The organism is Cobetia sp. PDI-12MA (assembly GCF_059507695.1).
The window spans coordinates 431,901-456,721 of record NZ_CM183351.1 but is presented as its reverse complement, the minus strand read 5'-3'; the positions used below and the strand labels follow the sequence as shown (position 1 = coordinate 456,721).

Genomic DNA, 24,821 nt, shown 5'->3' with positions numbered 1-24,821 from the left:
TCCGTGTGGGAGCGGTGATGGGTGCGATGATAGGCGCTCTGGAGCGAACGATAGCGAAGGCCATGGCGCGCAGCTTGTCAGAGGTGAACTTCATGGCTGTCTCCCCGGAAAGCGTATGTGCACGCACAGCCCTCCCGCGTCGCGATTGCTGACCTGCAACTTGGCCTGATGACGCAGGGCAATCGTCTCGACGATCGCCAGCCCCAGCCCCGAGCCATCAGTGTCCTGACGCCCTGCGCGCTCGAAGGGCTGACAGAGTCGTTGCAGCATCTGCGGGTCGACGCCGGGGCCGTTGTCCTCGATGCTCAGCACCACTCCCCCGCCCTCTGCCTCAAGGCTCAGCCCCAGGGTGACCTCGCTGCCCGCCGAGGTGTAGCGCAGCGCATTCTCGATCAGATTGCCGATCATCTCGCGCAGTGCCCATGACTCGCCAATCACGTAGACCGGCTGTGCCGGCAGCTCGACCAGTCCCAGATCATGCTGGCGCGCGAGGTCGTGGTCGACCCACTCCAGCACCACGCTGCGCAGCAAGTCAGCGAGATCCAGCGCGTCCTGCTCCGTGGGCAATGCCAGATGGCGCAGCCGCGTCAGGTTCAGCAACTGTCCGGCCAGACGACTGGTACGCGCAGCACTGGCATGGATATCGCTCAAGGCTTGATGCCACTGCGCCGGCGAGTCACTGCCCAGCGCGAATTCAGCAGCGTTCTGCACGCCGGCCAGCGGTGTGCGCAGCTGATGGCTGGCATCGGCGGTAAAGCGCAGCAACGCATCGCGGGATTGCCCCTGGCGATGGAAAAGCTGCTCCAGGGTATCGGTCAGCTCGCGCATCTCCTCGGGCATGGTGCCAGACAACGGGCTGGCATCATGCGGTTGGCGGCGACGCAGCTGATGCCGCAGACGCTTGAGCGGCGTCAACGCCAGGCGCAGGGTGATGAAGATCATCATGGCGGCGAACAGCCCCATCACCAGAATGCGTCCCATGGCACGCATCAGAAGCTCTCGCGCCAGCTGCTCACGCCCTTCGATGGTGTGTCCGACCCAGACCTGCACACGAAACTGTCGCTCCCAGCCCGCCGAGCGCACGCTACGCGCATGCAGGCGCCACTCGACGCCCTGATAGTGGATGTTGTGCCACACATCGCCTTCGGCGGCTTCGCGCAGCAGCTTCGCAGAGAGCGCAATGTCGAGATTGTTGGCCAGTACCCGACCCTCATCATCGATCAGCCGGTAGAAGACGCGCTCCTGATGGCGGGTGGAGAGAATCTTGAGCGCGGCAGGCGGCATCATGATGCGCGGCTGGTCATCCTGCCACTGGATGGCCTCGGTCATGGTCAACAGCGCATCTTCAAGCTGGCTGTCGAAGGCACGCTGCGCCGAGCGCTGACTGGTTATCCAGGCGTCCATCATCAACAGGCCGCCGACGATGAGCATCATGCTCAGCAGCCAGCCCAGCAGGCGATTGCGCAGCTTGCCGTGAATGATCATCCGGCGTCGATCAGCTCGAGCCGATAGCCCAGCCCACGCAGAGTGCGGATCTGGACCTCACTGCCCGTCAGACGCTTGCGCAGCCGACTGATGTAGACCTCCAGCGCATTCGAGCCCACCTCGCCATAGCCGAACACCTTGCCTTCGATCACCTCGCGCGACACCACCTTGCCGGCGTGCAGCATCAGGCTTTCCAGCAGGCGGCGTTCGCGCGGCGGCAGGTCCAGCGTCGTGTCGCACAGCGCGAACATGCCGCTGCTGGTCGACAGCGACAGCGGCCCGAAGCGCACGCTGTTGTCGCTGCGCCCCTGGCTGCGCCGCAGCAAGGCACGCACGCGCGCTTCCATCTCCACCAGCGAGAACGGTTTGGCCAGATAGTCATCGGCACCGAGATCCAGCCCGCGCACGCGGTCATCGACGCCGTCCCGCGCCGTGATGATCAGCACCGGGGTCAGGTCATTGCGCTGGCGCAGTTCCGCCAGCAGGTCCATGCCCTGTCCATCGGGCAGACCGAGATCGAGCAGGATCAGATCGAAGCCGCCCTGGCGCGCCGCGTCCCGAGCGGGGGCGAGGCTATCGAAGACATCGATGGCATAGCCCAGCGCCGTCAGACTGCGCTGCAGGGTACTGGAAATGAGGGGGTCATCCTCGACGACGAGCAGGCGCATGCGTCCAAAGTCTCAGTAAGGTGAAGGGAAAGTGACAGGTTGATGAAAGGTCGCGCTCATACCATGCCGGTATCGCATCCACGCCTGCGATGCATTGCCCAGCCAGCGCCATTGCCGCCAAGAACATAAAGCAAAAGGCGCTGCGAAGACAAAAACAACAGCCATCAGGAGCACATCATGCCCCAGACTCGACGCCTGCCTTCATCACTGCGCCACTTCACACCGCTGCGCCTCGTCGCCGCGATGACTGCCCCCATCGCGCTGGCCGCGGCAAGCCTGGTCGCCATGCCTGCGGCGGCCGCCGACAAGAGTGAATGCATCGCCCCGGCCAAGCCCGGCGGTGGCTATGACCTCACCTGCCGCCTGGCCGCCAACGGCCTGCTGGAAACCGGCGTCATCGATTCTCCGATGATGGTCACCTACATGCCGGGCGGCATCGGCGCGGTCGCCTACAACCACATCATCGGCGTGCGCAGCGATGACCCGAATCTGGTGGTGGCCGCCAGTACCGGCGCCGCCGTCAACCTGGCGCTGGGCAAGTTCGGCAAGTACAGCGCCGATGACGTGCGCTGGGTCGGCGCGCTGGGCGTCGATTACGGCGCGGTGGTAGTAAGCGCCGATGCCCCGTGGCAGACCCTCGATGAGCTGATGCAGGACCTCAAGGACCACCCCGGTGAGATTCCCTTCGGCGCCGGTGGCACCGTGGGCAGCCAGGACTGGATGAAGGCCGCGCTGATCGCCAAGTCCGTCGACGTCTCGCCGCGCAAGCTGCGTTATGTGTCCTTCGAAGGCGGCGGTGAAGCACTGGCCGCTCTGCTGGGCAATCACATCAAGGTCTTCACCGGTGACCTGTCCGAGCTCAAGGCCCAGCTTTCCAGCGGCAAGATACGCGTGCTGGCCGCGCTGTCCGAAGAACGCATGGGCGGACCCTATGCCGATATCCCCACCGCCACGGAACAAGGCTATGACGTGACCTGGCCGATCTGGCGCGGTTACTACATGGGCAAGAATGTCAGCGACGCCGACTACAACGCTTGGGTCGAGCGCCTCAAGCAGCTGAGCAACAAGCCGGAATTCGCCAAGATCCGTGAAGCGCGTGGCCTGTTCCCGATCCAGAAGTTCGGTGGTGATTTCGATACCTACGTGAAAGACCAAATCGCTGACTTCAAGGACCTCGCCAATGAAGTGGGACTGACAAAATGAGACTCGCCGCCGATCGCATCCTGGGCTCCGCCCTGATGGGACTGGCGGCGTTCATCGTCGCCCAGTCCCTGAGTATCGAAGTGCCCTTCGCCTACGATCCGGTAGGCCCCAAGGCCTTTCCCATCGGCCTCTCGATCCTGATGGCCATCTTCTCGCTGGTTCTTATTCTTCGCCCCGGCCCGAAAGGTGAATGGCCATCAGCCAGCGTGATGCTGCAGCTGGGGCTGGCGATGGTGATCCTGATCGCCTTTGCCTTCTTCTTCGTACGTCTCGGCTACCCCATCACGGCCGTCACCGCCATCACCGCCATCGCACGACTGTTCGGTGCCAGCTGGCGCGCCGCCTGCGTGACCGGCGTACTGATGGCTGGTGCAAGCTATGTGCTGTTCACCGCCGTGCTGGAAATCTCGCTGCCGACCGGGCTGTGGTTTTCCTGATTCCGAGAGGGCTTTCTCATGTTTGATTTCATCATCCAGGGCTTTGGCGTCGCACTGACGCCACTCAATCTTGGCTTGGCCTTCAGTGGCGCACTGTTGGGCACCTTGTTCGGCGCCCTGCCGGGCATCGGCCCCATCAACGGCATCGCCATTCTGATGCCGCTGGCCTACACCCTCGGCCTGCCGGCGGAATCGGCGCTGATTCTGCTGGCAGGTATCTATACCGGCGCCGAATATGGCGGCCGGATGTCGAGCATCCTGCTCAATGTGCCTGGCGATGCCGGCGCCGTGATGACCACCCTCGACGGCTATCCGCTGGCCAAGCGTGGACTGGCCGGGCCGGCGCTGGGCATCTCGGCGATCAGCTCCTTCGTTGGCGCCAGTATCGCGATCCTGGGGCTGACCCTGTTCGCCCCGCTGCTGGCCACGGTGGCCGTGCAGTTCGGGCCGGCGGAACTGTTCACCATGATGGTGTTCGCCTTCGCCTCCATGTCGGTGATGATGGGCAATGACCCGGTCAAGACTGCACTGGGCGCCATCCTCGGCGTATTGATCGGCACCGTCGGCGTCGATTCCGGCACCGGTATCCAGCGCTTCACCTTTGATATTCCCGATCTCTACGACGGAATCGATTTCGTGGTGCTGATCATCGGCATGTTCGCGATCAGCGAAATCCTGCTGATGCTGGAAAGCCGCCTGCAGCATGGCAAGTCCGGCGCTCTACCTGTCATCGATCGCGTCTTCGTGACGATTAAGGAAATTCTCTACTGCAAGGGCGCCATGCTGCGCTCCGGTCTGCTCGGCTTTTTGATCGGCGTGCTGCCGGGCACCGGCGCCTCGGTGGCGGGGGCTGTTTCCTACACCACCGAGAAACGTGTCAGCGACAAGGACAACACCTTCGGTACCGGCGACATGCGCGGCCTTGCCGCACCGGAAGCTGCCAACAACGCGTCCGCAGCGGGCTCCTTCGTGCCGATGCTGACCCTGGGCATTCCGGGCTCCGGCACCACCGCCGTGCTGCTGGGTGCGCTGATGCTCTACAACATCACCCCCGGCCCGATGATGTTCAGCGAGCATCCCAAGGTCGCGGGCGGTCTGATCGCCTCGCTGTACATCGGCAATATCGTGCTGTTGCTGCTCAACCTGCCGCTGGCCGGCTTCTTCGCTCGCGTTCTGACCATTCCACGCTGGGCACTGGTGCCGGGCATCGTCATCCTGTCCTTCGTCGGGGTCTATCAGCTGCATTCCGACATGGGCGCCATCTACCTGATGCTGGGCATCGGCGTGCTGGGCTATCTGCTGCGCAAGCTGAACTTCTCGCTGGCGACCATAGTGCTGGGCTTCGTGCTCGGCGGGCTGATGGAAGAGAATCTGCGCCGCGCCCTGGCCATCAGCGGTGGCGACAGCAGCATCCTGTGGCAATCGGGTATCTCGCAGGGTCTGTGGCTGGCCTCGCTGTTGCTGCTGCTCGGGCCTTTCCTGCTGTCACGTCTCGGCAAGCGCAAGGCACAGACGGCCTGATCAAGGCATGCCCTGTGGGATCCCCTAGCCCCCGCTCTCCTTCTGGAGTGCGGGGGATTTTGGTGGCAGCGCCATCGCCTGTGGCATCATTGTCTTGTGCTCTTCACAAGCTTCAGTGCTTCACAAGCTTCAGTGCTTCACAAGCTTCAGGCTCGCCCTCACTCAAGCTCCCCGTCAGATCCAGCACAAGGAATGTCGCGTGTTCGAAACCTCGTCTGCCGCCAATGCCATCAGCGTGACCCAGCTCAACCGCGAGGCCAAGGGCCTGCTGGAGCGAGGCCTGGGGGAGCTCTGGATCGAGGGGGAGATCTCGGGCTTTTCGCAACCGCGCTCCGGCCACTGCTACTTCACGCTCAAGGATGACAACGCCCAGGTGCGCTGTGCGCTGTTCAAGAGCCGTGCCCAGTTCCTGCGCGAGAAGCCCAGGGACGGCGACCGGGTGCGGGTGCGTGCCAAGGTGTCGCTGTTCGAGGCGCGCGGCGACTATCAGTTGATCGTCGAGGCATTGCAGCAGGCGGGGCTGGGGGAGTGGCTGGCGCGACTGGCACGCCTGAGGGAGCAACTGGCAGCCGAGGGCGTGTTCGCCAATCAGCGCGCCCTGCCCCATCCGCCGCGCCATCTGGGGGTTATCACCTCCGCCACCGGAGCGGCGCTGCAGGATGTGATCGCGGTGACGCGCAAGCGCTGGCCGCAGGCGCACCTGAGCGTGTTGCCGGTCGCCGTGCAGGGGCCGCAGGCGGTGCCGCAGCTGATTCGCGCGGTGGCGATGGCCAACCGCGACAGCGACTGTGATGCACTGCTGATAACGCGTGGCGGTGGCAGCCTGGAAGACCTGTGGGCCTTCAATGACCAGCATCTGGCGCGTGCCATCTTCCACTCGCGCCTGCCGGTGGTGGCCGCCATCGGCCACGAGACCGATACCACCCTGGCAGAGCTGGCCGCCGACCTGCGCGCACCGACGCCCTCCGCCGCAGCCGAAGCACTGTACCCGGACCAACTCGCCCAGGTGCAGCAGCTGAGCGCCCTCAAGCAGCGCCTGTGGCGCGCGCAGCGTGCCCGTCTCGATCAGGCGGCGCAGCGTCTGGATCATGCCCGCTCGCGCCTGCGTCATCCGGCCCGTGAGCTGGAAACCCAGCGCCAGCGTGCCCGCGAGCTGGAACGCCGCCTGCACACCGCAGTGCGCATGCGCATGACCAGTGAGCAGCAGAAGGCCGACCAGCTGACCCGCCGCCTGCAACAGGCCAGCCCTGCGCGCGACATTCAGCGCCATCGTCAGCAACTGGCGATGCTGACCCCGCGCCTCAACAACGCCCTGCCACGTCGACTGGCCGCTGATCGTGAGCGCCTGGAAGGCGCGATGCGTGCACTGAATGCGGTCAGTCCGCTCAATGTGCTCAACCGTGGCTATGCCATCGTCGAGCGCGTCGGCAGCAGCCAGACGCAGTCGCCCGGCGACAATAAAGTGATTCGAGCCGCCCACCAGACCCAGCCCGGCGAGATGCTCTCGATCCGCCTCGGCGAAGGCCGCCTCGCCGTCGAGGTCAAACGCCGTTACAAGCCTCGCCCCTGAGCCCTGTCTTGCCTCGGACTGACGAGAACAAGACGCAAAAAGCCCCGCTACCAGAACCGGTAACGGGGCTTTTAATGGGCGCTTCACGTCCGCCACACCGAGCCGCTTTTGATCACTCGCCTTGCGCACAACTCACACTGTCACTCGTGAACTGCTATGCAGGTCTTGACCCTGATCTTTCGCGCAGCTCCGTGCCGCTTTTGACCTTGCGCCTTTCGCGTGGCTTCGGACGCGATAAACCTAGAAATCAGGCGGCCCCTGCTCGGCGCCCGGCTTGAACACGCCCGGCTCCAGATCGTGACGCCCCAGCAGCTTGTAGAAGTCGGTACGGTTACGCCCAGCGATACGCGCCGCCTGGGTCACGTTGCCTTCGGTGATCTTCAGCACCTTGATCAGGTAGCTGCGCTCGAAGCCGGCACGTGCCTCGGAGAAGGACGGCAGGGCGTTCTCTTCCGCAGCCAGCGCCTGGGAGACCAGCGCCTCCGGAATCATCGAGGAGCTGGTCAGGGCGACGCACTGCTCGACCACGTTGACCAGCTGACGCACGTTGCCCGGCCAGGCACTGGAGGCCAGCAGGTTGAGCGCTTCCGGCGAGAAGCCCTTCACGAACGGCTTGTGGCGCGCGGCGGCCTGACTGATCAGATACTTGGCCAGCAGCGGCACATCCTCGGCACGCTCGCGCAGGGCGGGCAGCTTCAGATTGACCACGTTGAGACGGTAGTAGAGGTCTTCGCGGAAGTCGCCGTCATGCATCGCCTTGTCGAGATTGCGGTGCGTGGCGGAGATGATGCGCACGTCGATGGGCACCGAGGTGGTGGAGCCCAGCGGGCGGATCTGGCGTTCCTGCAATGCACGCAGCAGCTTGACCTGCAGCGCCAGCGGCATGTCGCCGATCTCATCGAGGAACAGGGTGCCGCCGTCTGCCGCCTGGAACAGGCCCTGGTGGGCACTGACCGCGCCGGTGAACGAGCCTTTGGCGTGACCGAACAGCTCGCTTTCCAGCAGCTGCTCCGGCAGCGCGCCACAGTTGATGGCGACGAAGGGACGCGAGGCGCGTGGGCTGGCGTTGTGGATGGCCTTGGCCATCAGCTCCTTGCCCGAGCCAGACGGGCCGGTGACCAGCACGCTGACATCGGAGGCCGCGACCATGCGCGCCTGCTCGAGAATCTGCTCCATCTGCGGGGAGCGAGTGATGATGCCAGCGCGCCAGGCATCGTCACCTTCCTTTACGGGCGGCGCCTGGGCCAGCGCCTCATCGATGGCAGCGAACAGCTCGTCCTTGTCGACCGGCTTGGTCAGGAAGCTGAACACGCCCTGGCGGGTGGCACTGACGGCATCAGGGATGGAGCCGTGTGCGGTCAGCAGGATGACAGGCATACCCGGCTGACGCTTCTGCAGCTCACCGAACAGGGCCATGCCATCCATTTCATCCATGCGCAGGTCGGACAGGACCAGGTCTGGACGTGCGGCTTCGAGACGGCTGAGCGCCTCGCGGCCACTGCTGGCCGTCGTGACCTTGAAGCCACGGCTTTCGAGACGCATGCCGAGCAGCTTGAGCAGGCTCGCATCATCATCGACGAGCAGAATATGCGCTTGTGCGTATTTCACACTAACTCTCCTTGCGACACCCGAGGGCCTGGGACATCGACGTCGGGGCCGCACAGTCTTGCGTCAAGCAATCGCGGGGATTGAGTGACAGGGTCGTGGCCAGAGTCTGCCGCTGAGGGTTCAGGGCGTGCTCTGGCGGCGCGAATTGATCGATTCTTCGATGGCCGTCAAGGCTTCCAGCTTCTTGGTAAGCTGGGCATTCTCGGCGCTGAGCTTGCGACGGGCACCGTCATTCTTGTCACGCTCGGCGATCAGACCGCGACGCTCCTCGAGGCCATTGAGCCACTGGCGAAGCAGCGGCTGCAGGCGGCTCGGGGCAGTAGGCAGGTCCGCCTTGTAGAGGTCGGAGGCCAGCTCCCAGTCCGATTCATCGCCCCAGCTGAGCACGATGGCACGCGCGAGGCGACGGTCATGGCGGTTGCCTTCCAGCTGCAACAGGGTGCTTTCACGCCAGCCGCTGTTGCCACGCTGGGCCTGCAGCGCGAAGGCGACCCATTCATCCAGCAGGCAGTCCTCGCCGGTGAAGTCCGGCAGGTCGCCGGCGCCGTAGCAGCTCTCCCGCACACTCGGGCTGACCACTTCCGGCTCGCTGCCCGGCATGGTGATATTGGTCAGGGCGCCACAGGCGCTAAGCGTACTGAGCAATACGCCTGCGGCCAGGCGCATCAGTAGTCGTTGACCCTTCATCACTTCAGTTCCTTGCGTGCTTGATGGCGTTCAATGACGCCATTTCATGTGGTGTGGACTGCTGATCCGCCCCGGCGGCATCCCTGTCTGTCTGCGGCTCATGCTCACTGCCTTCCCCTGACGTCAGCGAGCGACTCGGTGTCGGCAATGTCAGCCGGAAGCAGACATCCGCCCTGGGGTCCTCCACCAGCGCCAATTGACCAAATTGAGCGCGGGCGCTGTCAGCGGCGACCGAGAGACCGATGCCGGAGCCCTTGAGCGGCCCCTTGCGCTTGACCTCACCCTGATAGAAGGGCTTGAACAGGTGGTCACGGTCCTGGGCAGCGATGGGCTCGCCGCTGTTGGCGACTTCGATGATCAGCTTGCGACGCTCCTTGCGGGCTCTCAACCACAGGTCACCACTGTCTTCGCCATAGGCGATGGCATTGGAGATCAGGTTGTCGAGAATACGCCCGGTACGCGGCCTGTCCGCCTCCCAACTGAGGCTGGCAGGCGGAAGATGCACGCGCATGCCCTTCTTTTCCAGTGCCAGACGATGTTTTGCCAGCACTTCCTTGAACACTTCATGCACATCGAAGCGGCTCTGTTCGAGGCCTTGATTGTGCTGCAGCAGATTGTAGTCGAGGAGTTGCTCGATCAACTTCTGCAATTCCTTGCTGGAATCATCCAGCAGGCCAAGAATCTCGGTCTGGTGCGGACTCAGCGGCCCGGCGACCTCGTCGATCAGCAGGCCGGTGCCTTCACGAATGCTGGCCAGCGGGGTCTTGAGCTCATGCGACATGTGACGCAGGAACTGCTGCTTCTGCTCCTCGAGCTCATCCAGACGCGTCGACAGCCAGTTGAGACGCTCGCCCAGCTGCACCAGCTCCGCCGGCCCCTTGATGACGATGGGTCGCTCGCTGTCGGTGCCGCTGCCCAGGCCATTGATGCGGCGCTCCAGCTGCCGGATGGGACGGATGATCAGCCAGGTGAAGAACAGCATCAACAGCAGACTGATGGAGACCAGCGCGGCGGTCTGCCACCACAGCTGATTCTTGACCTGGGAGGCGCGGGCGCGGATGCCTTCGATACGCGCGTCGACGAGTTCACGCGTGGAGTTGAGCAGGCCGCTGGCCTGGATCGAGAAGGGCCCGAAGTCTTCCAGATGGCGACTGACCTGGTCGACGCTCATCTCGGGCATACGCTCGAGCTGTGACAGCGTCGCCTTCAATTCGCTGACGCGGGGGTCCCCCTCACCCAACAGGCGCGCCTGCTCATCCAGCAAGGTGCGGAAGCTGTTGGCCTTGTCGGCGTAGATCTTCATCAGATCGGGATTTTCCAGCACGGCGTACTGGCGGGCGCTACGCTCCATCTCGACGGCGAGATTGGTCAGCGTGCGGGCGCGGCGGGTCTGATCGACAGCCTGGCGGGCACTGACATCCGCCAGTTCCGACAACTCCGACAGCGCCTGCCCTGCTTGAAACATGAGCACGGCAATCGGCAGCATCACCACCAGAAATGCCATCAGAACCAGCTGCGGCAGCGAGCGGGGACGCCAGCGTCGTGACACTGTGGAGGCCATGGAAAGAACTCTATGCAAGAAAGGGGTGGTCATCATCGAATCACGTCTTCCTAGAATACCAGAGTTCACCGGCGTCCATCGCGGTTGCCAGTTCGTTAATAAATATGACTCTTATTCAAATCATCACGCTGCCACGAGACAAACCGCCCCATTGGCAACGCTTCGCATGAAATCGTTGGCCATTCAGCGCTAGACGCACAAAAAAAGAGGGCCGGCATAGCCGGCCCCAAGTACGCAGGGAACTGAAGGGTCAGTCATCACGTGGTGCCTCTGGTACCTGGAGACCGGGGGCAACTCGTGATTGGCGGGTCTGACAGGTGGTCTGCCTGTCAGGCCCGGGAGAAAAGAACGTCACCTGGTGGTCGTTCCAGGTCAGTTGACGTTCACGCCGGACAGCGTCCGCGCTCCCTATCGGATGTGAAGCAGGGGGCAACACATCGCAATGTGGATGATCGAGTCGGATGGCTTGCCGACTTGCCCGCCTCGATCGTCAATTCGGGGATGACGGCAGCCAATCTCTCCGGCTACCGCATCGGTTTCGGGCATCCTTGCCCGGGCGTCCTTGCCCTCAAGATACTGTCCATGCCCACCAGGGGCCGTACCTGTCTCATCGCAACCTGAAGTCACACATCGCGTGGAGCAGACGCTTGGCCTGTCAGCGATCACGGAGCGCACAGGGCAGTGAGTACCGTCATCGCTGGAAGGCCAGAGAAAGGGCCGGTGATGCACCTCATATCTCTTGCTCACGATACCTATTGCCAAAGGCGTGCCATAAAACCGAAAACACATTACAAAACAATAACTTGAAATTACCATCACGACGACAGGCATGCCAATGTTGCTCGGGGTGGCACACAGAGTCGTGTTTTACTGGCCGATTCGTCGCGATTTGCCAACACATATATGGGGCGCTACATTTTTCCTTTTATTATCAATTACTTGAAACGTCTCTTTTGCAAGACAATCCCGCAAGGGGTGGGGGGAAACTGCGACACCTACGCAAGAACACCCGCTGATCTGCCCTCATCGAGGGGGTCATCAGCGGGTGTTCTCTGGGCGATTCATACTGGCAGGCAAGTGAGGTGTGACTAGAGCGACTTGAGCAATACCTTGGAGTTGCGCGCCGAGTTGTAGGCCTCGCGACGCATGGCCGGCAGGTCTTGCAGGCCGGCCGACACGAAACCGTGCTCGATGAACCAGTGAACGGTGTGGGTCGTCAGCGCATACAGACGCTCGACCCCGGCGCGACGCGCGCGCTGCTCGATCTCGGCCAGCAGCTGCTCGCCGCGCTGTCCGCGGCGATAGTCATCATGCACTGCCACGCAGGCCAGCTCGCCCATGGCGGCGTCACGGCTGAGATGCAGCGCCGCACACCCGATGATCATGCCATCGCGCTCCAGCACCACATAGTCGTCGATCTCGTGTTCGAGACGCTCCCGCGAGCGGGCCACCAGGATGCCACGCTGCTCCAGCGGCCCCAGCAGCGCCAGCAGGCCACCGACATCCTCGAGCCGCGCCTTGCGCAGCTGCTCGTAGCCCTGACGCGTGATCATGGTGCCGATACCATCACGGGTGAACAACTCGCCCAGCAGGGCGTCACGGTCGCGCCAACTCAACAGGTGGGTACGACCGACGCCGCGCCGTGCGGCGCCGCAGGCCGCGGCCAGGTGGCGCGACAGCTCGCTGTCGTCATCGCGAGGCGGCGCCATCAGCGCGGCTTCTTCAGGATTGAGCTGACGCAGCAGCTCACCGTCTTCGCCGAACAGGCCCTCCCCTTCGCCAAGCAGGATCAGCTTGTCAGCGGCCAGCGCCACGGCGGCGTGTTCGGCGACCTCAGCGGCGTCCAGATCGAACACCTCACCTGTGCTGGAATAGCCCAGCGGCGGCAGTACGACGATGGCCTGCTGCGAGAGCAGCCCCTGGATCGCCTCGCTGCGCACGCGGCGCACCTCGCCACCATGCTGGAAGTCGATGCCATGACGCACGCCCAGCGGCTTGGCCATCACCAGATTGCCGGAGACGGCGGACAGCTCCACGCCATGCAGCGGCGTATTGGGCAGCCCCTGGGACAGACTGGCCTCAAGACGCAGACGCAGCGTGGCGACCTGCTGCTCCAGATGGCCGAGAATCTCGCGCGTCACCACCCAGCGGCCCTGATGGCGGTCAGCCTCGATACCGGCAGCCTGCAACGCCTCGGCCACCTGCGGGCGCACCCCGAACACCACCACCAGCTTCACGCCGAGGGTATGCAGCAACGCCAGATCCTGTATCAACTGCGTTCGTCGTGACGAGGACAGGGCATCGCCCTCGATCAGAATGACGAAGGTGCGGCCACGATGGGCATTGATATAGGGGGAGGAGTTGCGAAACCAGTCCGCGAAGGGGAAACGCGTGTTCAAGAGCCAGCTCCGGGCAGGAGAGAGGGAAAATGGCATGTCAGGCATGCCCATGAATCATCATATCAGCGCCGCAGCCTGCACGGCGAGCGGTGCCCCCTGACATCCATGTGTCAGATACGAGAAAGACGACCCGAAGGTCGCCTTTCTCGTTTTGCCGTTCATCTCATGCAGAGCGTCAGCTCGAGCCAAGACTCAGGCTCAGAACCATGCGCCGGCTTAGCCGAACATGCCCTTGAACATGAAGAAGAACAGGATCGACAGGATCGCGCCGGCCGGCAGAGTGATCAGCCAGGACATCACGATGGTGCCGATCACGCGCAGGTTGAGCGCTGCCATGCCGCGTGCCAGACCTACCCCCAGCACCGCACCCACGAGAGTGTGGGTGGTGGAGATCGGCAGGCCGGTGCCGGAGGCCAGCACGACGGTCGAGGCGGCGGCCAGCGTGGCCGCGAAGCCGCGGGACGGCGTCAGCTCGGTGATGCCGGTGCCGACGGTGGCGATGACGCGACGACCATAGGTGACCAGGCCGACGACGATACCGCCGCCACCCAGCACGAGGACCCACCACGGCATGCTCGCCTTGGCGCCGATCTGACCGGCAGAGTCGACGACGCTGATGATGGCCGCCAGCGGACCGACCGCATTGGCCACGTCGTTGGAGCCGTGGGCAAAGGCCATCGCACAGGCAGTGAACATCATCAGCAGGCCGAAGACCTTCTCGACACCGCTGAAGTCGAAGTCGTCACCGGTGGCGCGATTCTTCTCCTTGAGGCGTGAACGCGCGACCTTGCGCTCCATCAGCACGCCGATACCCATCACGATGGCACCGACGACGACGGCCAGCAGCAGGCTGGATTCGAAGCTCAGATGCAGGCCGACATGCTTGAGGCCCTTGACCATGGTCACCATCGAGATGATGAAGCCGACCAGGAACATGTACATCGGCACGTAGCGCTTGGCGGCCGCGAACGGGTCTTCGTTGTCGAAGATCAGCGTCTGCACGGACTTGAACAGCACGAAGGCGATGGAGCCCGCCAGCAGCGGCGAGACTAGCCAGGAGGCTGCGATCTGACCGACCTTGGCCCACTCGACGGCATCCACGCCCAGACCCGCAGCGGAGAAGCCGACGATGGCGCCGACGATGGAGTGGGTGGTCGAGACCGGCCAGCCCTTCATGGAAGCGATCAGCAGCCAGATACCGGCGGCCAGCAGCGAGGCCAGCATGCCGTAGACCAGGAACTGAGGATTCTCGACCAGCAGTGACGGGTCGATGATGCCCTTGCGGATGGTGTCAGTCACCTCACCACCGGCAAGCCAGGCACCGAGGAATTCGAAGATCACGGCGATGATGATCGCCTGCTTGATGGTGATCGCCTTGGAACCTACCGAGGTTCCCATGGCATTGGCGACATCATTCGCACCCACACCCCATGCCATGAAGAAACCGAACAGACAGGCAAGAATGACGAGCACATCGCCGTATTGAGCAATGATGGACATAGAAGACTCTTGGACAGATGGCAGGACGTCCTGATGGCGCTCAGCGCGCCATCAGGATCTGCAGTCGGGTACCGACCTTTTCCGCTTGGTCAGCCACATCGCCGACCCAATCGATGATCTTGTAGAGGAAGATCACATCGACGGGCGGGAGACTGGCTTCCAGCGAGAACAGGGTCTGGCGGATGGCGATCTGCTGTTCGTCGGACTGCTTCTCGAGTTCATGCAGCTCGTTGATCAGCTTGTCGACCAGCTCGCTCATGTTGCGCCCGAAACCGGACTCGACGAGGTCTTCCAGTTCACCCAACGCACGGCGCGCCTGGCAGACCGATTCGACCGCAGTCTTGAGATACTCACGCATGGCGGGCACCAGTGCGGAAGGTATCTGCATATGACGACCCAGCATGATCCCGGCGATGTCCTTGGTGACATTCGCGATGGAATCCTGGACATGGATCAGCTCGAGAAGGTCGGAACGCGAGACCGGCAGGAACAGCGAGTTGGGCAGGTTGAGGCGCAGCTGCGTCTTCAACTCGTCCGCTTCACGCTCCAGCCCGCTGATGGTCTTGCGAATGCTGGCTGCCTGCTCCCAATCACCCTGCTCGCAGGCGTCGAAGAAGGTCAGCAAGTGCTGGGCGCACTCGTCGGTCTTGATGATGTGGGTGTGCAGCGCCTTGAAAGGCGAGCGCCCGAACATCGAAGAGAAAGGGTTGGTCGTTACCATAGTGGCCGTCGGCGTTAAGGGTTGACGCGCGGAGTGTAGCAAAGCCTTTGTGACGATCACATAACTTTCATCATAACGTCATGATACCGCCATGCTGTTGTACTTTACGCAACAACAGCGGCAGTTCGGGGGAACACGAAGGATTCCAGAGGAGAGATTGTCATGTAGCGGCAGGACCCGTGGTCACTGGCTTGATCCACTATTCTTAATATAACCAAGGACGTGACGACAGGCAATTGCTGTCACCTCAATGTCATCATGCTGTCATATAAATGTGATTATGCCGACAGCCGATACCCGCATGGCCTCCCCCCTCCCGTGCTTGCCTTGCCGCGGGCCAGGCGCGAGCATGAGAGGCATGAGCCTCGATCACCATGCACCATGCTTGCCGGAGGCTCTGCGGTCCTGGCGCCGCTGTCACCATCATCCGTCAGCATCCGTCTTCTTTCATCCGTACAGGGAGTGCCCATCATGGCGCAGGAAATCGAACTCAAACTGGCACTGTCTCACCCCGTCATTGATCGCGATGCCATTCTGGAGACACTGACGAGCATTGCAGAGCTGGCAACGGTCAACCCCGGGCGGCGCTGGCTGGCCAACACCTATTTCGACACCCCCGAGCATGCGCTGGAGCGTGCGCGCATGGCGCTGCGTCTGCGCCAGAGTGGTGAGAATGCCGACAGCACGGGGGCCCTGCGCCAGACGCTCAAGACCAGCGGCGAGAGTCATGGCGGACTGCATTCTCGCGGCGAATGGGAATGGGAGCTGCCCGAGGGCCAGACCGACCTCGACCTCGACGGCCTGCGTGGCCTGCCGCCCTTGCAGGCGCTGGAAGACGGCGCCCGCGAGCAGCTGCTGAGTGCGCTCGCGCCCAGCTTCAGCACCGATTTCGAGCGTCATGCCTGGCAGCTCGACGTCAAGGCGACATGCAGCGACGAGAATCTGAGCGACGAGCAGGTCACCGTCGGTGTCGAGATGGCGCTGGACCTTGGCGCGGTGAAGGCAAGTGGTCGCGAGGTGGCCATCCAGGAAATCGAGCTCGAGCTGACCGGCGGCGAAGAACTCGCCCCAGAGGTGAGAGAAGCCGTGCTCTGGCAGCTGGCGGATTCGCTGGCCAGCCACCTGGCACTGCGTCCGGCGGATGCCAGCAAGGCCAAGCGCGGCGCGGCGCTGCGTGATGGCGAATGGCATGAGAAGACGCTGGATACCACTGACCCCGGCGCGCTGCTGTCCGCCGCCATCGATGCGCTCGATGCCCACGCCGACCGACAGGCGAAAGACGACCTCAAGTGGTACGCGCACGCGCTGGCCGCTCTGTCGGCGCTCGCATCACGGCTGGCCGCCAGTCAGCATCCCGGCCATATCCACGCGGTGGCACTGGTCGAGGCGCTGGAAAGCAGCGACGGTGACGCCTCACAGGACTGGGCGACTCGCGACTTCGGCCAGCACAGCCTGTCACTGCTCGCGACGCTGCGCGACTGAATTTCAGCACGACTTCGACTGCCCAGCCGTCAAGCGCTAGACCACTGGCTGATGGACAACGGCCGGGCAGTCACTGAAGGTCACACACTGAGACATCCCCGATACGCCCTGACATTCAACCGGCGTCATCACGCCCGTCAAGGAAGCCTGCATGCCTGAACGCCAGGGCCCTGCCAATGAATATGGCAGCACTCCGCAAATCCCCCCAGCGTCGCCCTCGCACCCCAGCGACTACGAGCCCGCCACGGGCCGTCTGCGCGCGCGGCTGTTTCACTGGATCTTCGAATCCGACACCAAGGCGGCCAAGGCCTTCGATATCGGTCTGATCCTGATGATCTTCGCCAGTGTCGCCGTGGTGATGCTCGACAGCGTCCCCTCGCTGAATGCGCAATACGGCGAGCTGTTCCGCATCATGGAGTGGGGCTTCACGATCATCTTCACGCTGGAATACGCCGTCCGCCTCTACTGCCTGAAGCATCCCGGCACCTGGGCCAAGGGCTTCTACGGCGTGCTCGATCTGCTGTCGATCGCGCCCACCTGGCTGTCGCTGCTGATTCCGGGTGCCCAGGCCTTGCTGGTGGTCCGCGTGCTACGTGTGCTGCGCCTGTTCCGCGTGCTGCGTCTGATGGCCTTCGTCGGCGAGGGCCGCATGCTGGTCGAAGCCATGACGCGCAGCCGGCGCAAGATCATGTTGTTCTTCATCACCGTGCTCAGCATCGTCACGGTATTCGGCGCTCTGATCTATCTGATCGAGCCACCCGAGGCCGGCTTCACCTCCATTCCCAAGGCGCTCTACTGGGGCGTGGTGACGCTGACGACGGTGGGCTATGGCGACATCGCGCCCATCACGCCGCTGGGGCAGTTCATCTCGGCGCTGATGATGATTCTCGGCTACTCGATTCTCGCCGTGCCCACCGGGGTGTTCTCGGCCGAGGTCCTCAATGGCCTGCGCATGCAGCAGACCAGCGACGAAGCCTGCCCGGGCTGTGGTCGTGAAGGCCATGATCGCAACGCCAAGTACTGCAAGTTCTGCGGCACCTGGCTTGACGAGGACACCCGCGACCCGCGCGAGCCGGAACCGGAGCCTGAGCCAGACACAGAACCTGGATCTGGACCAGAGCCCGGCTTCGAGCCGCCAGCGAAGGATGAGATCGCGTCCCCAGGCGACGACTCCTCCGACCGCGACCGCAGCTGACGAAGCCGAGTGTCACTCAGCCCACGACAACGCCTCGGAAATGACAACGCCCCCGCGACCGCAAGGTCCGGGGGCGTTGTCATTCAGCCGGAAACCGGCAAGGGCTAGCGGTCAGAAAAGGGCTTGTCCCAGGCGGTCAGCGCGGCCTCGCTCCAGCTACCGTAGGAGGAATTCGGCAACATGATCCAATCCTTGCCGAAATGCTGCGCCTGCTCCGCGACCAGTGCCTTCTGCTGCTCGGGCGTCTTGTCGGAGAAGTCACCCGCGAAATCATGCAGGCTATCGCCAAGCTGCATCACGATGTCGTGATCCTTCGCGATCGCATCGCGGCGCACTGACTTGCTCGGCCCCAGCAGGCGCACATGTGAGTCATCGACACCGGGCAGGCCAAGGGCTTTCAACGTGGCGACCGTGGCGTCCTTGTTCTCCTCGTAGCGATCCGATACGTAGTAGATCGCCACGTCACGCGATGCGGCAAGTTCGAGGAACTCCCTAGCCCCCGGAATCAGAGCCGGCTTGCCATCTCGCTCCCACGCTTTCCAAGTGTCCCAGCCAGTGAAGTCATGACAGGCCTTCAGGTCACGCACCAGCAGCGCAGAGTTGTCGATCACGGTTTCATCAAGGTCGGTCATGATCGCGGGAGGTTTCTCGTCATCACGAGATGCCAGCAGTGTCTCCAGCTGACGTGTCGCCAGTGCATAGCTCTGACGCTGCAGGGCCGCGACTTCCGCCGATTGCTGCTGATAGCGCAGCGCCATGGCATACGCTGCCGGTGGACACTGCTCTGCCTCGGGTGACTCGGCCGCCTGACTGAAAGGAGCAACTCCCAGACCCATGATTCCTGCCAGTGTCGCGATCTTGGTGGCTCTAGCCAGTAACGAGACACACGCTTGAGATGAAGACGTGATCGGCATCAATGATCCTCTGTGCATGATAGGTATGTCGTTGAATTATCAAGACGGCCAAATACTAACACTCAGCGTTATTGAATTCCTGTTCAACGACCTCATCTGCCATGTCATTCGCCTCTTGTCATCATGAACATCTCGCCACGCAAGTCATGCAGCGTGCCTCACTCGACAAAGCTCGAGATATCGCCGCGCCCTTCGCGCACGATCACCGGCGGCAGCTCGCGCAGGTCCACCACGCTGGTGGTCTCGAAGCTGCAGGCGCCGCCGTCGATGACCAGATCCAGCGCGTGTCCGAATCGCTCGCGAATCTCTTCGGCGTCCGTCATCGGCAGCTCCTCGCCCGGCGGAATCAGCGTCACGCTCATCAGCGGTTCGCGATGGGTTTCCAGCAGGGCGTGGGTGATGGCGTGGTCCGGCACCCTTACGCCGATGGAGCGACGCTTGGGATGCAGCAGAAGGCGCGGCACTTCGGAAGTCGCCTGCAGGATGAAGGTATAGGCGCCCGGCGTGTGACTCTTGAGCAGGCGGAAGATGGCGTTGTCGACCTTGGCGTAGGTGCCGATTTCCGACAGGTCAGAACACACCAGGGTGAAGTTGTGCTTGTCGTCCAGTTGACGCAGACGCTTGATGCGCTCGATGGCCTTCTTCTCGCCCAGATGACAGCCCAGCGCGTAGCCGGAGTCGGTCGGATAGGCAATCACGCCACCCTGCTGGATGATGGCGACGGCTTGATCGATGAGGCGTTTCTGGGGATTTTCGGGATGAATCTGGAAGAACTGTCCCATGCGGTGCTCCTTGCGTCTGGGCGCCAGCCCGGCAGGCGAACTGGCGTCACGGTGATCTCTTGATATCACATGGAGGCAGCATCGGCCGCAAAAAAGGGCGCGATGCGTGGGTGACACCACATGGGCGGCACCTTGGTGCGGGGCGGCGGGCTCATGCTGCCGGGGGCCAGCGGGCCGCCAGGGAAGTGGAAGTCACTGCCGACGGAGGCGTAGAGGCCCAGCTCATCCAGCTGACGCGCCAGGTCACGCGCGCGATCGATATTCTGGAAGCCGCTGACCAGCTCCGCACCTTCGCCGCCGGCGGCAATGAAGTCACGCAGCAGCTCGCCACGCTTGGTACGCGTCAGCTTGTAGCGCATCGGGTGCGCCATCACGGCGATGCCACCATCGGCACGCACCCAGCCCACCGCCTCTTCCATCTCCGGCCAGTGCGCCTTGACGTCGCCTTTCTGGCCTGCGCCCAGGTGCCGCTTGAAGGCGTCCTGCAGGTTGCGTGCAATTCCGGCCTCGACCAGCGCGCGGGCGAAATCCGGGCGTGACAGCGGGCGGTCGCCCGCGCCACTTAGCATGGCCTGCTCACGGGCGCGCTCGTAGGCATTCTCGAGCCCGAGCCTTTCCATGCGCATGGCGATCTCGTGGCTGCGGCGCTCACGCGCCTCGTGCTGCTGTCTGAGGCCGGCACTCAGCGCATCGCCGGCTCCCTCGGGCATCAACGCCACGATATGAATCGTCTGATTGCGCCAGCGAACCGACAGCTCACAGCCGGGCAGCAACGAGATTCCCTCGGCGCGAGCGGCCTGCTGGGCCTCGAAGATGCCTTCCATGCTGTCGTGATCGGTCAGTGACATGCGTGACAGGCCACGCCGTGCGGCCAGCGCCACCAGTTCTGTCGGTGCCATGCCGCCGTCGGAGGCGGTGGAATGCATGTGCAGGTCGATGTCCGGCACCTCGATATCGGAATCGAAGCGCTGAGGCAGCGGGCGAAACTCGATCGGCTTGCGGGCGGAAATCGGCGAAGAGTCGGACGGGACGTCGGACACGGGGAACCTCTCGGGATGAACGTCTGTGTCACGCGATGCCTGAGATGCAGGCGATCCAGCGGGCCAGACGTCGGGCAGTATTGGCTGCGATGCGCGCCCGGACACACAGGGGCTTTGTCAGCAGGCAGCAATGGCGGCAGAATGAGCACATGCAGGCAGGGGCGCGCCGCTGGTGTCAGACAGGATACCACTCGCACAGGCCCTTGCCTTCCCGACGGCTGCGTCGTCGTGTTCAGGAGTGCGCATTACCCATGAAGATGTTGCTCGACTTTCTGCCGATCGTGATCTTCTTCGCCGTCTACAAGATGACTGGCGACATGATCATGGCTACCGCCGTATTGATTCCCGCGACCCTCGCGCAGGTGCTGTATATCTACTGGCGCCACAAGCGTGTCGAGAAGATGCAGCTGGTCACCCTGGCGCTGGTCGTCGTGCTGGGTGGCGCGACCGTGCTGTTCGGCAACAGCTCCTTCATCCAGTGGAAGCCCACCGTGGTCAACTGGCTGTTCGCCGTCGCCTTCCTGCTGTCGCCGCTGTTCGGCGGCAAGCCGCTGGTGGAGCGCATGATGGAAAAGGCGATTCAGCTGCCGCGCCCCATCTGGCACCGCCTCAATCTGGCCTGGGTGGTATTCTTCCTCGCCATGGGCGGCCTCAACATCTACGTCTTCAGCCACTATTCGGAAGACATCTGGGTCGATTTCAAACTGTTCGGCATGCTCGGTCTGACACTGCTGTTCGTCATCGTTCAGGGCGTCTACCTGTCCCGTCATATGGTGCAGGCCCCTCAGGAAGAGAACGCTTCCTCGACCAATTCTCAAAAGGATGATTCGTGATGCTCTACTCCATTGTCTGTCAGGACGTCGAAGGTAGCCTCGAAGCTCGCATGGCGGCGCGACCGCCGCATCTGGCACGTCTGGAGGCACTGCACGCCGCTGGCCGTCTGGTCATCGCCGGCCCCAACCCCGCCATCGACAGCGAAGCACCGGGCGAAGCCGGCTTCAGCGGCAGCGTCATCATCGCCGAGTTCGATTCTCTCGAAGACGCCCAGAAGTGGGCCGATGCCGATCCCTTCGTCATCGCCGGTGTCTATGCAAGCGCTGAAGTGAAGCCCTTCAAGCAGACCCTGCCCTAGCCCGGCACCCGACCGGTCATCTGACCGGCGGTTTCTCGCAGACGACGGACAGCCTGGCTGTCCGTCGTCTGCGTTGCAGACCTTGCTCTGCCGCTATCTCGCTGTGCCGCTCTCCCGCTCGACCTCCTGCCAGGAATGCCCGTGAACGATCGCCCCTCCTCTACCCGCCAGCCCGCTCCCGATCCGTCAGCCCGCAAGACGTCACCCCAGGACGCCTCGGGCACTGCGGCACGCAAGCCTGCCACGACGCCGCCGAGTGCGATCGAGCCGGTCACGGCGCCCGGCGTGGTGCCGGACGTGCCATTGGCACCGCTGGCGACACTGGAGGAGGCGCAGCTCGAGTGGGATGACACCGCGCCACAGGCCACCGATTACGGCGATGTGTACTTCTCGACCCACGATGGCCGTGCCGAGACCGTGCACGTCTTCCTCGACAGCAACCGGCTGAGCGAGCGTTTTCGTGACTGGCAAGAGGCGCGCCCCTTCGTGATCGGCGAGACCGGCTTCGGCACCGGCCTCAACATCCTGTGCGCCGCACAGCGCTTTCTGGCCACGGCACCCGCGGAGGCGCGCCTGCATGTCATCTCGGTGGAAAAGCACCCGATGCGCGCCGCGGATCTCGAGCGGGCGCTGTCCGCCTGGCCGGACCTCGCCTCACTGGCGAAGCCGCTGGTCGCTCAATGGCCCGCAGCCGTCCTCGGCGTGCACCGCCTGTGGCTGGATGAGCGCATCACCCTGGACCTGCATTTCGGCGATGCGGTGGAGCGTCTGTCGCGCCTGGAGGGGGGCGTCGATGCCTGGTTCCTCGATGGCTTCTCACCATCGAAGAATCCGGAAATGTGGTCACCCGAGCTGTTCGCTGCCATGGCGGGAGTCTCGCGACCCACGGCGACCTTCGCCACCTTCACTGCCGCGGGCTTCGTGCGTCGTGGCCTGCGCGCGGCAGGCTTCGTGTGGCGCAAGGTGCCCGGCCACGGCATGAAGCGCGAGATGATCTGCGGCGAGCTGGACGAACCGACCGCCGCCGCGCGCGCCGAACTGATGGGGCTTGATGCCTCACCCGCATCCGGCCACTCCCCCATGCAGGAGCACGCGGTGCGTGGCGCCCTGCATCCGCTGCGTCATGAGCAGCCCTGGACACAGCCCCCGCAGCCCGCGCCTGTCAGTCGCGAGACGCATGTCGCGGTACTCGGTGCCGGTATCGCCGGCACCAGCTGCGCCGAGGCGCTGGCGCGGCGCGGTGTGAAGGTCACGCTGATCGATGCCGGAGCCCCCGGCGCGCGCGCCTCCGGCAATCGCCAGGGCGCGCTCTACGTCAAGCTGGCCGCCGAGACCAACCCCGCCAGTCGCTTCCAGCTAGCCGCGCTGCAGTACAGCCGACGCTGGCTGGCAAGACTCGACCCCGAACAGACCCTGTGGTCCGCCAGCGGCGTGCTGCAGCTGGCCACCAGCGAGCGTGAGCGCAAGCGCCAGCAGCGTTTTCTCGACAATCACCCGCTGCCCGAGGCGCTGCTCACGCCTGTCAGCGCCAGTGAGGCCAGTCGAATCGCCGGCAGCGAGATTGCCTTCGACGGCCTCTTCTATCCGGTCGCGGGCTGGGTTCGCCCCAGCGCGCTCTGCCAGCACCTCGCCGCCACGCCGGGCATCTGCTTCCTGCAGGCACGCATCGAGGCCATTCAGTCGCTGGAGGCCGAGGAAAACGGGACTATTGGCAACGGCGCGCCACGCTGGCAGCTGCAGACCAGCGACGGCACCAGCATGGAAGTCGATCAGTTGATCGTCGCGCTGGGGGAGCAGACACACCTGCCCGAGCCGCTCGCGCACCTGCCGCTGCAGCCGATTCGCGGCCAGGTCAGCGAGATCACGGTAGCGTCGGAACAGGCAGCAGGTCTGCCCATGCTCGACAGCGTGGTCTGTGCCGGTGGCTATGTCTCGCCCTGCCAGCGTCACGCCGATGGCAGCGTGACCCTCAGTTTCGGCGCGACCTTCGCCCCGCGCGATGAGGATGAGGCGGTCCGCGAGGCAGACCACGCCGCCAATGTCGCGGAGCTGCGCAGTGCCCTGCCCGCCTTCGTCGCCGCCTGGGAGCAGGGGCGTGGCGTAAGGCTGGAAGACGATGACTGGCAGGGACGCGTCGCCTGGCGCGCCGCCAGCCCGGACAAGAGCCCGCTGGCCGGTCCAGCGCCGGACGCTGCGCAATGGCGTGAGGATTACGCTGCCATGGCCTTCGATGCGAAAAAGCGTGTGCCGCAGTCGAGCGGCGCCCATCTTCCCGGCCTGTGGCTCTCCACCGCACACGGCTCACGCGGCTTCACCACCGCCCCGCTGTGCGCCGAACTGATCGCCTCGCAACTGTGTGGCGAGCCGCTGCCGATGGAACGCGAACTGGCCGAGCACCTGCACCCGGGACGCCGCCTGATCCGCGATATCGTCCAGCGGCGCTGAACTGGCAAGCGTTGGAGCCGAAGACACGCGCTGGTCAGGTGAACCAGCTTTGCCAATGAAAAATGCCCTTGGCTCTCGCCAAGGGCATTTTTATTTCTCAGCTTGCCAAGAGGACTGCTGAAAGCCTGTAACGGGAGGGCTCAGTCGCCCTCTTCCTCATCATCTGCCAGCTGGCGACCGAAAGACTGCCACTGTTCCAGCGTCATCACCTCGGTAGATTCGGTGCCGATATCATGGACGATCAGCAGCTTGCCGCGTGACAGCTGGCCTTCCAGCTCCGCGACCCAGCCGGCCATGCCTTCACCGACATCAGTGGTGTCGTAGCCCTGACGGGTGACGAAGGCTTCCAGCAGGGCGCGCCGTGTATCGGCGGGCAGCATGGTCTGCGGCACCTCGATGAAGCGGTCCCGCGGGTCCATCTGATCAAGTGGCATCTGGCTCATGGGTAGCTCCTGTCCATCATCAGGGTGG

Annotated in this window: 21 protein-coding genes; 9 read left to right on the top strand and 12 right to left on the bottom strand. The window is 63.7% G+C overall.

Annotated features, from left to right (window positions below; translation table 11 throughout):
* Window positions 1-90: 90 nt before the first annotated feature.
* Window positions 91-1,485: a sensor histidine kinase gene (locus AC5WNI_RS02090; RefSeq protein ID WP_487886318.1), complete on the bottom strand. Its 1,395-nt coding sequence runs from the start codon at window positions 1,483-1,485 to the stop codon at window positions 91-93.
* Entirely contained in the window at window positions 1,482-2,153 is a 672-nt protein-coding gene (locus AC5WNI_RS02085; RefSeq protein WP_487886317.1) for a response regulator, read from the bottom strand. The genes AC5WNI_RS02090 and AC5WNI_RS02085 overlap by 4 nt, the downstream gene beginning before the upstream one ends.
* 177 nt (window positions 2,154-2,330) lie before the next feature.
* On the opposite strand from AC5WNI_RS02085, the gene AC5WNI_RS02080 reads away from it, so the two are divergent.
* The 4 genes from AC5WNI_RS02080 to xseA all read left to right on the top strand — a co-directional run bounded on the left by AC5WNI_RS02080 (window position 2,331) and on the right by xseA (window position 6,884).
* On the top strand, window positions 2,331-3,356 hold the full coding sequence (locus AC5WNI_RS02080; protein WP_487886316.1) for a Bug family tripartite tricarboxylate transporter substrate binding protein: 1,026 nt from the start codon (window positions 2,331-2,333) through the stop codon (window positions 3,354-3,356).
* Window positions 3,353-3,793: a tripartite tricarboxylate transporter TctB family protein gene (locus tag AC5WNI_RS02075; RefSeq protein WP_487886315.1), complete on the top strand. Its 441-nt coding sequence runs from the start codon at window positions 3,353-3,355 to the stop codon at window positions 3,791-3,793. The genes AC5WNI_RS02080 and AC5WNI_RS02075 overlap by 4 nt, the downstream gene beginning before the upstream one ends.
* An 18-nt stretch (window positions 3,794-3,811) precedes the next feature.
* Window positions 3,812-5,314, top strand: a complete 1,503-nt coding sequence (locus AC5WNI_RS02070) for a tripartite tricarboxylate transporter permease (RefSeq protein ID WP_487886314.1) — start codon at window positions 3,812-3,814, stop codon at window positions 5,312-5,314.
* A 199-nt stretch (window positions 5,315-5,513) separates the two neighbouring features.
* A complete protein-coding gene (gene xseA, locus AC5WNI_RS02065) occupies window positions 5,514-6,884 on the top strand; it encodes an exodeoxyribonuclease VII large subunit (RefSeq protein ID WP_495928586.1) in 1,371 nt (456 codons plus the stop codon).
* A 240-nt stretch (window positions 6,885-7,124) separates the two neighbouring features.
* Here xseA and glrR read toward each other — a convergent pair whose 3' ends face one another.
* The 6 genes from glrR to AC5WNI_RS02035 form a co-directional block, all read right to left on the bottom strand.
* Window positions 7,125-8,492 (bottom strand): two-component system response regulator GlrR, encoded by a 1,368-nt coding sequence (glrR, locus tag AC5WNI_RS02060; RefSeq protein ID WP_054555312.1) that lies wholly within the window; start codon window positions 8,490-8,492, stop codon window positions 7,125-7,127.
* Between the two features lie 120 nt (window positions 8,493-8,612).
* Window positions 8,613-9,179, bottom strand: a complete 567-nt coding sequence (locus AC5WNI_RS02055; RefSeq protein WP_052384557.1) for a hypothetical protein — start codon at window positions 9,177-9,179, stop codon at window positions 8,613-8,615.
* Between the two features lie 4 nt (window positions 9,180-9,183).
* Window positions 9,184-10,740 (bottom strand): sensor histidine kinase, encoded by a 1,557-nt coding sequence (locus AC5WNI_RS02050; protein WP_487885618.1) that lies wholly within the window; start codon window positions 10,738-10,740, stop codon window positions 9,184-9,186.
* A gap of 1,088 nt (window positions 10,741-11,828) precedes the next feature.
* Window positions 11,829-13,139, bottom strand: a complete 1,311-nt coding sequence (gene argA / locus AC5WNI_RS02045) for an amino-acid N-acetyltransferase (protein ID WP_285460509.1) — start codon at window positions 13,137-13,139, stop codon at window positions 11,829-11,831.
* A 216-nt stretch (window positions 13,140-13,355) separates the two neighbouring features.
* On the bottom strand, window positions 13,356-14,639 hold the full coding sequence (locus AC5WNI_RS02040) for an inorganic phosphate transporter (RefSeq protein WP_495928585.1): 1,284 nt from the start codon (window positions 14,637-14,639) through the stop codon (window positions 13,356-13,358).
* 40 nt (window positions 14,640-14,679) lie between these two features.
* A complete protein-coding gene (locus tag AC5WNI_RS02035; protein WP_285460511.1) occupies window positions 14,680-15,360 on the bottom strand; it encodes a TIGR00153 family protein in 681 nt (226 codons plus the stop codon).
* A gap of 471 nt (window positions 15,361-15,831) precedes the next feature.
* On the opposite strand from AC5WNI_RS02035, the gene AC5WNI_RS02030 reads away from it, so the two are divergent.
* Complete coding sequence (locus tag AC5WNI_RS02030; protein ID WP_487885617.1) at window positions 15,832-16,842, top strand: CYTH domain-containing protein; 1,011 nt, start codon at window positions 15,832-15,834, stop codon at window positions 16,840-16,842.
* 151 nt (window positions 16,843-16,993) lie between these two features.
* Window positions 16,994-18,037 carry an ion transporter gene (locus AC5WNI_RS02025; RefSeq protein ID WP_487885616.1) on the top strand — a complete coding sequence of 348 codons (1,044 nt, stop codon included), beginning with the start codon at window positions 16,994-16,996 and terminating at the stop codon, window positions 18,035-18,037.
* 104 nt (window positions 18,038-18,141) lie between these two features.
* Here AC5WNI_RS02025 and AC5WNI_RS02020 read toward each other — a convergent pair whose 3' ends face one another.
* From AC5WNI_RS02020 to AC5WNI_RS02010, 3 genes are all read right to left on the bottom strand, one after another.
* Window positions 18,142-18,951, bottom strand: coding sequence for a 5'-nucleotidase, lipoprotein e(P4) family (locus AC5WNI_RS02020; RefSeq protein ID WP_368448059.1), 810 nt, complete (start codon window positions 18,949-18,951; stop codon window positions 18,142-18,144).
* A gap of 158 nt (window positions 18,952-19,109) precedes the next feature.
* The gene (locus AC5WNI_RS02015; RefSeq protein WP_107335589.1) at window positions 19,110-19,733 is read right to left on the bottom strand and encodes an L-threonylcarbamoyladenylate synthase; all 624 of its coding nucleotides are present in this window, start codon (window positions 19,731-19,733) and stop codon (window positions 19,110-19,112) included.
* Between the two features lie 65 nt (window positions 19,734-19,798).
* Entirely contained in the window at window positions 19,799-20,773 is a 975-nt protein-coding gene (locus tag AC5WNI_RS02010) for a PHP domain-containing protein (RefSeq protein WP_495928584.1), read from the bottom strand.
* A 251-nt stretch (window positions 20,774-21,024) separates the two neighbouring features.
* Here AC5WNI_RS02010 and AC5WNI_RS02005 point away from each other — a divergent pair, with 251 nt between their 5' ends.
* The 3 genes from AC5WNI_RS02005 to mnmC1 all read left to right on the top strand — a co-directional run bounded on the left by AC5WNI_RS02005 (window position 21,025) and on the right by mnmC1 (window position 24,350).
* On the top strand, window positions 21,025-21,606 hold the full coding sequence (locus AC5WNI_RS02005; RefSeq protein ID WP_043333711.1) for a septation protein A: 582 nt from the start codon (window positions 21,025-21,027) through the stop codon (window positions 21,604-21,606).
* Entirely contained in the window at window positions 21,606-21,905 is a 300-nt protein-coding gene (locus tag AC5WNI_RS02000) for a YciI family protein (RefSeq protein ID WP_176676085.1), read from the top strand. Before AC5WNI_RS02005 ends, AC5WNI_RS02000 begins: the two co-directional genes overlap by 1 nt.
* A gap of 141 nt (window positions 21,906-22,046) precedes the next feature.
* Window positions 22,047-24,350 carry an FAD-dependent 5-carboxymethylaminomethyl-2-thiouridine(34) oxidoreductase MnmC1 gene (gene mnmC1, locus AC5WNI_RS01995; RefSeq protein WP_495928583.1) on the top strand — a complete coding sequence of 768 codons (2,304 nt, stop codon included), beginning with the start codon at window positions 22,047-22,049 and terminating at the stop codon, window positions 24,348-24,350.
* Window positions 24,351-24,490: 140 nt separating this feature from the next.
* Here the strand turns inward: mnmC1 and AC5WNI_RS01990 are convergent, their stop codons facing one another.
* On the bottom strand, window positions 24,491-24,793 hold the full coding sequence (locus tag AC5WNI_RS01990; RefSeq protein WP_248379925.1) for a YheU family protein: 303 nt from the start codon (window positions 24,791-24,793) through the stop codon (window positions 24,491-24,493).
* Between the last annotated feature and the right edge of the window lie 28 nt (window positions 24,794-24,821).

What these genes read in the sequence shown, in the direction of transcription:
- AC5WNI_RS02005 (WP_043333711.1), top strand. Translation starts at nt 21,025, where the DNA reads ATGAAGATGTTGCTCGACTTTCTGCCGATCGTGATCTTCTTCGCCGTC.
- AC5WNI_RS02050 (WP_487885618.1), bottom strand. Translation starts at nt 10,740, where the DNA reads ATGGCCTCCACAGTGTCACGACGCTGGCGTCCCCGCTCGCTGCCGCAG.
- AC5WNI_RS02040 (WP_495928585.1), bottom strand. Translation starts at nt 14,639, where the DNA reads ATGTCCATCATTGCTCAATACGGCGATGTGCTCGTCATTCTTGCCTGT.
- AC5WNI_RS02035 (WP_285460511.1), bottom strand. Translation starts at nt 15,360, where the DNA reads ATGGTAACGACCAACCCTTTCTCTTCGATGTTCGGGCGCTCGCCTTTC.
- AC5WNI_RS02075 (WP_487886315.1), top strand. Translation starts at nt 3,353, where the DNA reads ATGAGACTCGCCGCCGATCGCATCCTGGGCTCCGCCCTGATGGGACTG.
- AC5WNI_RS02030 (WP_487885617.1), top strand. Translation starts at nt 15,832, where the DNA reads ATGGCGCAGGAAATCGAACTCAAACTGGCACTGTCTCACCCCGTCATT.
- AC5WNI_RS02085 (WP_487886317.1), bottom strand. Translation starts at nt 2,153, where the DNA reads ATGCGCCTGCTCGTCGTCGAGGATGACCCCCTCATTTCCAGTACCCTG.
- AC5WNI_RS02090 (WP_487886318.1), bottom strand. Translation starts at nt 1,485, where the DNA reads ATGATCATTCACGGCAAGCTGCGCAATCGCCTGCTGGGCTGGCTGCTG.
- AC5WNI_RS02070 (WP_487886314.1), top strand. Translation starts at nt 3,812, where the DNA reads ATGTTTGATTTCATCATCCAGGGCTTTGGCGTCGCACTGACGCCACTC.
- AC5WNI_RS01990 (WP_248379925.1), bottom strand. Translation starts at nt 24,793, where the DNA reads ATGAGCCAGATGCCACTTGATCAGATGGACCCGCGGGACCGCTTCATC.
- AC5WNI_RS02055 (WP_052384557.1), bottom strand. Translation starts at nt 9,179, where the DNA reads ATGAAGGGTCAACGACTACTGATGCGCCTGGCCGCAGGCGTATTGCTC.
- AC5WNI_RS02020 (WP_368448059.1), bottom strand. Translation starts at nt 18,951, where the DNA reads ATGCCGATCACGTCTTCATCTCAAGCGTGTGTCTCGTTACTGGCTAGA.
- AC5WNI_RS02025 (WP_487885616.1), top strand. Translation starts at nt 16,994, where the DNA reads ATGCCTGAACGCCAGGGCCCTGCCAATGAATATGGCAGCACTCCGCAA.
- AC5WNI_RS02000 (WP_176676085.1), top strand. Translation starts at nt 21,606, where the DNA reads ATGCTCTACTCCATTGTCTGTCAGGACGTCGAAGGTAGCCTCGAAGCT.
- AC5WNI_RS02080 (WP_487886316.1), top strand. Translation starts at nt 2,331, where the DNA reads ATGCCCCAGACTCGACGCCTGCCTTCATCACTGCGCCACTTCACACCG.
- AC5WNI_RS02015 (WP_107335589.1), bottom strand. Translation starts at nt 19,733, where the DNA reads ATGGGACAGTTCTTCCAGATTCATCCCGAAAATCCCCAGAAACGCCTC.